Annotated in this window: 6 protein-coding genes and 1 pseudogene; 5 read left to right on the top strand and 2 right to left on the bottom strand. The window is 45.0% G+C overall.

Translation table 11 applies throughout. The features are described from left to right. A partial coding sequence (locus tag A8L45_RS05050; protein ID WP_139122303.1) for an Ig-like domain-containing protein occupies positions 1-4575 on the bottom strand: 4575 nt, incomplete at its 3' end. 516 nt (positions 4576-5091) lie between these two features. Between A8L45_RS05050 and A8L45_RS24980 the strand changes: the two genes are divergently transcribed. The 5 genes and pseudogenes from A8L45_RS24980 (at position 5092) to A8L45_RS05030 (ending at position 9935) form a co-directional block, all read left to right on the top strand. Continuing rightward, on the top strand, positions 5092-5739 hold the full coding sequence (locus A8L45_RS24980) for an MFS transporter (RefSeq protein WP_217492123.1): 648 nt from the start codon (positions 5092-5094) through the stop codon (positions 5737-5739). Positions 5740-5780: 41 nt separating this feature from the next. After that, positions 5781-6350 carry an MFS transporter gene (locus A8L45_RS24975; protein ID WP_217492122.1) on the top strand — a complete coding sequence of 190 codons (570 nt, stop codon included), beginning with the start codon at positions 5781-5783 and terminating at the stop codon, positions 6348-6350. Positions 6351-6676: 326 nt separating this feature from the next. Further along, positions 6677-7675 (top strand): ABC transporter substrate-binding protein, encoded by a 999-nt coding sequence (locus tag A8L45_RS05040; protein ID WP_068899866.1) that lies wholly within the window; start codon positions 6677-6679, stop codon positions 7673-7675. A gap of 128 nt (positions 7676-7803) precedes the next feature. Beyond that, positions 7804-8703 (top strand): ABC transporter permease, encoded by a 900-nt coding sequence (locus A8L45_RS05035; RefSeq protein WP_068899864.1) that lies wholly within the window; start codon positions 7804-7806, stop codon positions 8701-8703. Further along, a pseudogene (locus tag A8L45_RS05030) lies at positions 8696-9935 on the top strand (quaternary amine ABC transporter ATP-binding protein). Before A8L45_RS05035 ends, A8L45_RS05030 begins: the two are co-directional and overlap by 8 nt. Positions 9936-10044: 109 nt before the next feature. Here A8L45_RS05030 and gnd read toward each other — a convergent pair. Continuing rightward, complete coding sequence (gnd, locus tag A8L45_RS05025; RefSeq protein ID WP_068899862.1) at positions 10045-11493, bottom strand: decarboxylating NADP(+)-dependent phosphogluconate dehydrogenase; 1449 nt, start codon at positions 11491-11493, stop codon at positions 10045-10047. Positions 11494-11498 lie beyond the last annotated feature (5 nt).

The raw sequence follows: 11498 nt of genomic DNA, 5'->3' as shown, positions 1-11498 counted from the left end.
TTTCCCGTCACTGAAGGTCACCGTCACCGTCTTGATGTCTCTATCCTGTCCAACAAGCTCAACCGATACCGCCGCTTTCCCACTGTCATTGATCACAGTGTTTGCTAGGATCAGCTCTAAGTCATTGCCATCATCAGCAGTAGTATCTTTTTCGAGTTCTACGATTTGCGCTGCATAACTATTTCCCGCATCGTCGTAAATCGTTGCGAGAACCTTCACGGTGCCATCGTTAAACCTATTTAGTAGCCCATCAGGCACTGTAAATGGCTTCTCAGTCAAAACTTCCTCTACTCTGGTATCGCCCTGAGTAAGAACAAGCATCACTTCTTTTGTATCGGCCTCTATACCGGTTAAGGTAAAACACTTTCCCTTCACATCATCATTATTAAAGGGCTTGCCTGATACCGAAGGTGCCTCTGGCTGAATGGAAAAGTTGTTTTCAAGATCGGCCGATGTATCTATGTCAATAGTGACTGTATCCGCCCTGACAGTGTTTCCAGCGTTGTCTTCAAGAACCGCATTGATGGTCACCGGGCCGTCTGAGAAACTGCTGAGGATAGACTTGGACACTTCAAAGGGTGTAACCAACACTTGCTCATAGGGTGTAGCGCCCGGCTGGGTGAGTTTGATCCTGATTTCTTTTGCTTCAGGATCAATGCCTTTGAGCATGAAACTTTCTTCTTTGTATTCGGCGTGGTTGTACTCTCTACCTGATATTGTCGGAACGATCCTAAAACCGTCGCCTCCTGCCAGTGTGTCGATAGTAACGGTTTGCGATGCGGCTGCCTGAGTATTTCCTGCTTTATCGGTGACCACGGCAGAGATAGTCACCTCGCCATCTGAGAAGGTACTTAACATCCCTTCAGGAAGGATAAAATCGGGAGAGGTCAGTGTTTCAACGAGAGGATCTCTACCCGTTTGTTTGAGCGTAATGACAACTTGAGTCGCATCACCATCAATGCCATCTAGTGTAAAGTCTTTTTCTAAATATTCTTCAGAATTATAAATACCATCTTCATTGTCCAATACGATAGTGAACGTATCGCCGAAGTCAGCACTGGTATCTATGGTGACTATCTGTGGTTGTGCACTGAATGTATTGCCAGCGTCGTCTGTGACCGTGGCTCTTATCGTTACTTTGCCGTCGTCAAATGAACTTAGAATTGTCTTTGAAACGTCAAACGGTGATTGTAGGGGGACGACGACAGGCGTTTTACCTGCCTGTTCCAGAGTGACTGTGATTAATTCAATATCATCGTCAGTTCCGACAAACGTGAAGCTTTTTTCCTTGTATTCTTTTTCGTTATAAAGAGCGTCTTCAATGTCCAGTTTGATGGCAAAGGTCTCACCCTTTTCTTCAGCTTCTCTATCGATTCTTATCTCGACATCTTCTGCACTTTTTGTGTTTCCTGCAGTATCAGTGACTATCGCCTCGATCTTTACCACCCCACTATTAAATGTGCTGAATATAGTGGGATCGACATTAAACGGAGAGGCAATCTCGAACACATTTTTTTCGCTACCCTGAGTGAGGGTGAACTTGATCGATTTGGCGTCGTTATCAATACCCTCAAAAGAAAAGCTCTTTTTGTCGAATTCTAATTTGTTGTATTCTTTGCCCTCGATGGCAGGCTTGATGATAAATGTCTCGTCATCCTGGTCAGCGGACGTATCGATTCTGATTGTTTTCTGCTCAGCATTTTTGGTGTTACCCGCATCATCAATAACCTGCGCCCGGATAACAACCTCCCCATCCCTAAAACTGCTGAATAAGTTGTCTGGCACATTAAATGGTGGCTCTAGCGGAACAGGGGTCTCATTCTCTCCCTGGGTTAGTGTGATGATCACTTGTTTCGCATCAGAATCAATGCCTTTTAACGCGAAGCTCTTCACCGCATATTCTGATGCGTTATACACAAGGTCGCTTACTGCAAGTTCGATCTCAAACGGCGTATCATCAATATCAGCCGAGACATCTATTTTTATCGGTTGGGGAACAGCACCTGTTGTGTTGCCAGCATCATCAGTTACCGTAGCGCGTATCGTCGCATCGCCATGCTCCAATGTTGCAAGGAGGTTATCGGGGACTGTGAACGGGGGATCGAGTGTAATATTGACCTTCTCGACCCCGAACTGCTCGATCACGATCTTTACTGATTTTGCGTCTGTATCAGTGCCCTCGATTGTAAAGCTGGACTCGAGATATTCATCGTTGTTGTAGGTGCCGTCAGGTGCGGCAAGTTTGATTGAAAATTTTTCGCCCTCAATGTCAGCTGATTTGTCAATGACAATACTCTTGGATTCAGCAGCCTTGGAATTACCAGCGTTGTCATAGACAATGGCGCTGATGTTCACTTCGCCATCGTTAAAGATACTGAAAACACCATCATCAATATCAAAGGGAGCAGTCAAATTTAACGTTTCACTGATGAGCGGCGGGCCGCTTTGCTCGAGTCTGACCGTAATCGAAGCAGCATCTGTATCAATGCCTTCCAACGAGAAGCTCTTGGTGTCGTATTCTTCTGAATTGTATTCCCTGCCATCTACCGCAGGGACAATTTTGAAGACTTCTCCTGTATCGGCTGACCTATCTATTGTGATTGGACGGGCTTCTGCTTCTTTCGAGTTACCGGCTTGGTCCGTCACAATGGCACGCACAGTCACCGAACTGTCAGTCAGATCATTTAAAAAGTTGGAGGGCACGTCAAAAGGTTGAGCAAAGCTTTTTTCTTTAATGATGCTGCCATTTTTTTCAATGATCACTCTGACCGTGTTTGCATCGGCATCCAGACCATCGAAAGTGAAACTTTTATTTCTGACTTCTTGTTTGTTGTAAGTCCCATCAGCAACATCAAGTTTGATCTCAAACGTGTCCCCCGTGTCTGCCGTTTTGTCGATCGTTATGGTTCTCGATGCTGCGATTTGAGTGTTACCTGCATCATCGGTCAACACTGCACTGATAGATACATCACCGTCTCTGAAATTCTTAAACAGATCACTTTCAATGTTGAAAGGAGGCTCCAATTCAAACGACGAGGATATCGGGTTTACCCCTCCCTGTTGTAATGTGATCAGAACCTTCTTGGCATCATCGTCGAAGCCTTTAAGCTCAAAGCTTTTTGAGGCGTATTCTCCTTTGTTGTATATCCCATCTTCGATGGCCAACTCAATTTCAAAGGGGGTTCCATCATTATCGGCAGACGAGTCAATGTGTAATGATGATTCAATCGTAGCGCTCGTGTTTCCAGCAAGGTCAGTCATTTTCGCTTGAATAGTGACTTCACCATCATCAAATTCGCTGAGTAACCCCGCAGGTGGTATCCAAGGTTCTGAGTAAAGGATACTTTTTTTCGTTGTGTCACCTTGAATAAGGGTAATTTCAATTGAGGCGATATCTTCTTCAACGCCCTTAAAGGTGAACGATTCGGTCTCTATCTCAGTCGCGTTATATTCTTTACCTTCAATCGTGAGCGCAATTCTGAAATCATCGTTTGCATTTATCGTTTGGTCGATCGTGACCTCATTGGTAGCAGTCACAATCTCACCATCTTCTTTTCTCAAATCTGCAGTGATAAACACTACCCCATCAGCAAAATCACTGATGTCCGAATCAGGCACTTGCCAGCCCGTTTTCTCGGTCAGGGTGTAGGTTATTTCTGTGGCTTCACCCTGGCTGTTTTGTCCCGCAATAGTAACGATAATTTCTTCTGCATCAGCATCAACACCGCTCACCTCTAACTTAAAATCACCGGCACCAGCGATACCTACGTATTCGCCCTCAGTGAGAATTTTAAATTTTTCGTTTTGTTCTGCACTGGCAACCGATGAAGTACCACCCAGTTGCTCCGAAAACTTGGGTTGTCCTCCCGCTTTGGTCACGGCACTCGAACCAGATGATGACTCGATAATGTCACTGAGTTTTGGCGGTTTCAGGAACTTCGCTTTTTCTCCATCAGCCTCACCTTCCTCTTGCTCTTTGCTATTGTCTTTTTCAGCGGCAAGCAGTTCCTTTTCGACAAGTTCGACGGTTTCAGAGAGAGGCTCTCCTTCTTTTTGTAACTGTTGCAATAACGCTATTTGCTTCAAACTTTTGTCTTTCAGCTCACTTTGCTTTTTCGCTAATTCATCCTGAACATCTTTAATACTTTGCTCAAGCTCACTTATTTTCTTTAATGATTCATCAAGGTCTTCTTTTCTGTCTTTTTGTCGCTCGTCTTGTTTTTCAGCCTTTTCTAGCTCAAGGTTTTTCTTTTCAAGCTCTTCGACACGTTTTAGTGCAGCTTCTCTTTGATTTTCTACCTGCTGTACTTGCTCAACAAGGTTACTGATTGTTTTATCTTCAGTGAGGATGTTTTCTAAAAAAACACTTTCGAGGGATTTAACATTGACACCGGACGATTTAACAATTTCGTCGACAGTTACTTTTTCGCCATTTTTGGTGATAACAAGCTCACCCTTTGCTAAAGCAACCAGCGCATCATTGAATTTATTTGAAGTACCTGCGCTGTCGACATATACCATGTCAAAACCAGCAACTTTGACATCATCAAGAGAATTAATCTTAATTTCTACCATGATTTGAACGCCCTAACTGCCTGTAACAAAGAAGATAAAAAGTAAAGTCATTGTCTGTCATCACACTTGTCCAACCCCAAGAACGTTATATGCGGGCCCCATCAGGACGATTTTTCATCTAGCCGATTGGTTAAACCGACCAATATTCTGATAAATACTGTGACTAACATCTTCTTAATACTAATTCATATGTCTCATTTTTGTGCAAAAAATAGAAGGTTAGAGCGGTTAAGAAGTAGTAATAGAACGATAAGATTTATGGGGTATGTGGAAGTTGAAAAAGGTGTGAATCGATATTCCAAAATATCTATCTTGTATTGTTAAATAGGCATGTTATTTTTTTTCGTAAATATATTAAGGCCATTTAATACGTGAAAAAAATCAATGCTTAATGAGTTATGACATACTGTAAATTTATTATTTGAACCACATCCACATACTTTCCACAAAAACTAACACTTTATTTTGTGTTGGATATAGTCGCTCGACGCTTTATTAATGTTCATGGAAACAACTGTGTTGCAAAGAAAACCTCTCTGGCAAGCTTTCATCTCTCTTTCTATCGCAAACTTATTTTCTAAACTGGGCAACGTTGTCTCCGAGATCGCTATTCCTCTTTTCGTTTACCAAATGACAGAGAGTTCGATGGTGACAGCAGGGGTTGCAATAACTGCTCAGCTCTCCAATATCATCGTCGGCGTTTTCAGTGGTCCACTTATTGATCGGTTTTCCGCCCGAAAAGTGAGTGTGATTTGTGACGCTATCAATGCGCTAGCGATTTTACTCATACCCTTGTTCTATTCATTAGAGATATTGGACGTTACTCTCCTTGCCGGGCTGGTCATGCTTTCAAAGTTCATCGACGTTCCCGGAGAAACGGCAAAAGCTGTATTGCTACCAGCCTTAATTTCGCGAGATAGCCTCCCACGTGAGCGTGTCAATGGCATTACTGCAGGTTTGGATAACATCGCGGATCTTGCTGGGCCATCCCTCGTCGGTTTGCTACTTGCCATCACTGGAACCCTATATGTTTTGGTCGTTGACGCAATCAGCTTTTTGGTATCAGCACTGATTATTGGATTGTTACTTCGCAAGTATGGTGTGAAAGATAACATCGCGACTGAAAAGACCAATCGACAAATATACGGGCGAGGCTGGCACTGATTAGGCAGCATCCAAGTATCTGGCGTCTGGCCGTATACAGTATGTTGATCAATCTGGTTGCTGTCTCGTTGCTGTCGTTAACATTGCAGGTTGTTTCTCAACAAAGCGAGATCAGTAGTATTTGGTTGGGGATATGGTTTTCGTCATTTGCTGCTGGTACCGGGTTAACCACATTAGGCTATACCTTTTTCGGCCAGCGTCTTTCTCACTTGCGGATGCTTCAGATCACCCCTATCGGTCAGGCAGTAGGTTTAATTCTGTTCGCCATAGCTATCTTTTTGGGACCACAATGGTTTAACAATCATATCTGGCCGGCGATTGCGGCATTAAGTCTGTTTGTCTACGGACTAAATCTCGGGGTGGGCAGCGTGATTGATAACACTCTCCTCCAACAGTGGGTGCCTGAAAATGTCCGTGGCACTGTATTCTCGCTTTTTTCTTCGCTACGATTTACGGCTGTTCCACTCGGGTTACTTATCGCAGGTTATTGCCTCGATGCAGAGATGACGACATGGTTGTTTTTCTTTTTCATCATCACGCTGTTGATCGCAACCTCACTCTGGCTGCGAGCAAGCAATTATGAATCTGTGAGCGTTGCAGGAGAAAACTGATAACCGCTCAGCCATCTGATTTATCGCCAAGGAGAGAAAATGCTCTCCTTTTTTTGTTCCTCATACTTTCAAATCAATTATCACACGCTACTGTGAATACCCTCCCTTTGTTTCAGAATATATTTAGCGTTCAAAGCATTTAGCTCACAAAAGTACCAGTAAACTCGGTTGTATCATCGCCGCTCTGATAGGCTTTTTGTGTGATAGTCAGCTAAATAGACATTATTTCTTGTAAATAGGAAGAAATATTACTAATCAAAACCAATAAGATGGTTAGAGCTGTATATATTTAGTGATTAGATTGATAACCAAAAATGGAGAGAAACATGAGAAAGTTGTTATCTGCCACCCTTTTATTGCTGGGCACAACGGGCTTAGCAAGCCAGGCATCTGCCGGGGAGTGTGGCAAAGTCACCATTGCCGATATGAACTGGAACTCAGCATCTCTCATCGCCAATGTTGATTTGTTTATCCTGAAAAATGGATACGGCTGTGATGCTGAACTTATTCCTGGGGACACCATGCCCACCGGAACCTCGATGGTCGAAAAAGGTGAGCCGGATATTGCGCCAGAATTATGGAGTAATTCATTGAAAGCGGCCCTCGATAAAGGCGTTGAAGAAGGCAGACTTCGTTTTGCCGCCGCTGTATTCATTGAAGGTGGTGAAGAGGGCTTCTGGGTACCTAAATACATGGTAGACAAAGACCCATCACTCTCAACAATTAAAGGTGTTTTGAAGAACGCTTCTCTCTTCACCCATCCTGAAGACCCTGATAAATCAGCTTTCTATGGCTGTCCTGCAGGTTGGAACTGCCAAATCTCATCGGGCAATCTCTTCAATGCAATGAAATTTGGTGATGCTGGTTTCGAACTGATTGATCCGGGTTCAAGTGCTGGTCTGTCTGGTTCCATTGCTAGTGCATATGAAAAGAAAAAGCCTTGGTTTGGTTACTATTGGGCACCAACAGCAGTTTTGGGTAAATACGAAATGGTGAAAGTAGACTTTGGTTCCGGAACCGATGCCGATCACTTTAAATCATGTATTACCAATGCAGACTGTGAAAACCCGAAAGCGACCATGTACCCACCATCTGCTGTAGATACAGTGATCACCGAAAGCTTTGCCAAGCGTTCGCCAGCAGCAGTTGACTATCTATCAAAACGTTCGTTCAGCAACTCACAGATGAATGTGTTATTGGCGTGGATGGAAGAAAATCAGGCAGACGGTGAAATCGCTATGGACCATTTCATTCGTAACTATAGCGATACTTGGACGAAATGGGTGAGCCCGGCGGTTGCCAAAAAAGTGAAATCTGCTCTTTAAGTTCACGACTAAAAATGCGAGGGCAAGGATATGGAATATGCCCTCTCTCCCCCGCAGAGACCATCGGCTCTGCGGGTTTGTTTTAAAGCCTTTTAATCTACAATCAAGCACAGAGGACGTAGTACTGTATGACAGAGAAATCCTGGCTAACAGATATTCCGCAGATGGAAAGATCGGATCTGCTGACTATCAGAAAAACACTGGATGGGGCCTACCGTGAATTCTCACGAAGTTATGGCGACACGATTGAATCCTTCTTTGATCCCCTTCTTCAATTTCTTATCTGGTTCGAAAAACTCCTTCTCACATCACCATGGTGGCTAGTTATTGGCGCTGTTGCACTGATCTCTTATGCGGCTAGTCGTTCATGGAAACTGGTTGCCAGCATCATCGTTGTATTTATGGCAATCGGTTATTTTGGTATGTGGGACGATACCATGCGAACCATGAGTATCATTTTGGTGTGTACTCTTATCTCAATTGGGCTCGGTATCCCTATCGGAGTGTGGATGGCCCGTTCAGACCGTGCTCAGTCCATTGTCACGCCTGTTCTTGATGTCATGCAGACCATGCCGGCTTTTGTTTATCTGATTCCAGTAGTAATGCTGCTCGGCATAGGTAAAATTCCGGGAGTCATTGCAGTTGTCATTTATGCCATTCCACCTGTGATTCGTCTGACTAACTTAGGCATCCGACTGGTCGATAAAGAAGTGCTTGAGGCAGCAACCGCTTTTGGTGCCAGCCCGATGCAGAGATTATTTGGTGTGCAGTTACCACTGGCTATGCCAAATATCATGGCAGGGATTAACCAGACCATTATGATGGCACTGGCGATGGTTGTAATTGCATCTATGATCGGTGTTAAAGGCCTTGGTCAGCCCGTTCTAAAATCTATCACTAACCAATACTTCACCCTCGGCTTAATAAACGGTCTGGCTATCGTCGCACTGGCCATCATTTTTGACCGAGTTTCACAAAGTTATGCTCGCAGAACCCAGCAGCATTTAGCGGGAGGTAAGCATGACTGATAACAAAACCTTAATTAGTATCAAAGGTCTCTACAAAGTCTTTGGTAACAAGCCTCAGTCAATTTTACCTCGAGTGAAAGCGGGTGAAGAGAAGGAAAAACTACTCGTAGAAACTGGCCACACAGTTGGCTTGCAAGACATCAATCTCGATATCAAACGCGGCGAGATCTTTGTCATCATGGGGTTGTCAGGATCAGGGAAATCTACTCTCATCCGACATTTCAATCGCTTGATTGATCCCACTGAGGGCCAGATAGAAGTTGATGGTACCGATGTGATGTCTCTTGACGCCAAAGCACTGCAAGAGTTTCGTCGTCACAAAATGTCGATGGTATTTCAGCGCTTCGGGCTGATGCCCCACCGTACTGTCATCCAAAATGTCGCATATGGTCTTCAGGTTCAGGGACTGGATAAACAGGCCCGAGAAGAAAAAGCGCAAGAATGGTTAGATACCGTGGGTTTATCTGGCTACGAAAAACAGTATCCCGCACAGCTTTCCGGTGGACAACAACAGCGTGTGGGCCTGGCACGGGCATTGTGCACTGACGCAGAAATCTTGCTGATGGACGAGGCGTTTTTCCGCGCTCGATCCGTTGATTCGTAGTGAAATGCAGGATCAACTGATTGGACTACAGGAAAAACTCCACAAAACCATAGTATTCATCACCCATGACCTTGATGAAGCACTTCGCCTCGGAGACAGAATCGCAATCCTCAGGGATGGCAAACTGGTACAACAAGGCGCACCCGTCGATATTCTTCTCCGACCAGCCGACGATTATGTTGAAGCGTTTGTCAAAGATGTTAACCGAGCCAGAGCTCTGACAGTTGATACAGTAATGCAGCCTCAGTATTGCCGAATCAGCGCAGATACTATCGGTGAGGCGATCAACCAGATGAAACAGGCAAAAGCTGAGCATGGTTACTACGTTAATGAACAGGGATACCAAGGCGCGTTGACTCAGGAAGCTCTCAGCAAGTTCGAAAAGCATGAGTACGGTAATGAAATCGACCAAAGTGTCCTTGAGGAAGTCCCTGCCATTCAGCCGGATAACCTGTTGGAACAAGTCATTCCGGATACGCTGGAATCTGATTTGCCGCTCCCAGTTTTGGATCAGGACGGTGAATTACAGGGTGAGTTGTCGAGAGCCAATATTGCCGACGTCTTGAGCGAAACCAGTGTTAATGATGACGAAAAAAACGGTGGTGAAGAGAAGAAAGAAGCTGTGTAATGATGTCTCAACCACAAAGACTGTTTGTATAAGTCGTAGCAGTCTTCATCTGATTCATTAGAGATAAAAAAAGGAGCGCAATGCGCTCCTTTTTTTAATGGCCGGTAAATTAGCTGTTATAAGTAGTAGAAACAGTATTACCGCCTTTGCCCGTCCAGTTGGTATGGAAGAACTCACCACGAGGCTTATCGGTACGCTCATAGGTGTGTGCGCCGAAATAGTCACGCTGTGCTTGCAGCATATTCGCTGGCAAACGTGCTGTGGTATAACCATTGAGGAAGGTCAGCGCTGAGGACATACCCGGCATTGGCAGGCCAATCTCGAACGACTTAGCCACAACTTTACGCCATGATGCAGAACAATCGTCCAGAATCGCTTTGAAGTAGCTGTCTGAGCCAAGGAATTTCAGCTCAGGATCTTTTTCAAATGCATCACGAATGTTGCCTAGGAACGCGCTGCGAATAATGCAGCCACCACGCCATAACAGCGCAACGTTTCCATAGTTCAGTTCCCAATCATACTGTTCAGACGCTTCTCGAATCAGCATAAAGCCTTGCGCGTAAGAGATGATTTTTGCGGCCAAAAGTGCCTGACGAAGTGCTTCAAGCCATTGCTCGCGATCGCCTTCAACTGCCTCAACTTTATGACCGAACAACTCTGCAGCCTGCTCACGTTCTTCTTTACGCGCTGACAGTGCACGTGCAAAGACGGATTCGGTGATCAGTGTCAGCGGAATACCGAAGTCCAACGCGTTGATACCTGTCCACTTACCTGTGCCCTTTTGGCCGGCAGTATCAAGGATTTTTTCAAGTACGATATCGCCATCTTCATCGCGATAACCCAGAATGTCACGGCTGATCTCAATCAGGTAGCTGTTCAGTTCTGTTTTGTTCCATTCAGCCAGCGTCGCCTGCATTTCGTCATGCGTCATGCCAAGGCCTTCTTTCATGAAGTGGTAAGCTTCACTGATCAGCTGCATGTCACCATATTCAATGCCGTTGTGTACCATTTTGACAAAGTGACCAGCGCCTTCTTTGCCTACCCAGTCACAACACGGCTCACCGCCATCTGTTTTGGCAGAAATAGCCTGAAAGATAGGCTTAACTGCTTCCCAACCACGCGGATCACCGCCCGGCATGATAGATGGTCCAAAACGGGCACCCTCTTCACCGCCAGATACACCAGCACCAATGTACACAAGGCCTTTTTCAGCCAATGCGTTTACGCGACGTGTAGTGTCCGGGTAATTGGAGTTACCACCATCAATGATGATGTCACCCTCTTCAAGCAACGGTGTCAGAGCATCAATAAACTGATCGACAACATCACCGGCACGAACCATCAGCATCACTTTACGCGGCTTTTCAAGCTTCTCCACCAGCTCTTCAAGTGAGTAAGCACCAACGATGTTTGTGCCTTTCGCGCCGCCTTCAAGGAACTCATCAACCTTACTTGTCGTTCTGTTATGAGCAACGACTTTAAAGCCATGGTCGTTCATGTTTAGGATGAGGTTTTGACCCATTACGGCCAGACCAATCACACCGATATCAGCTTTCATTTTTC

Source organism: Veronia pacifica, assembly GCF_001707825.1.
GTDB classification, from domain to species: domain Bacteria; phylum Pseudomonadota; class Gammaproteobacteria; order Enterobacterales; family Vibrionaceae; genus Veronia; species Veronia pacifica.
The sequence above is the reverse complement of the archived record's forward strand: the minus strand, read 5'-3'. Positions and strand labels throughout refer to the sequence as shown.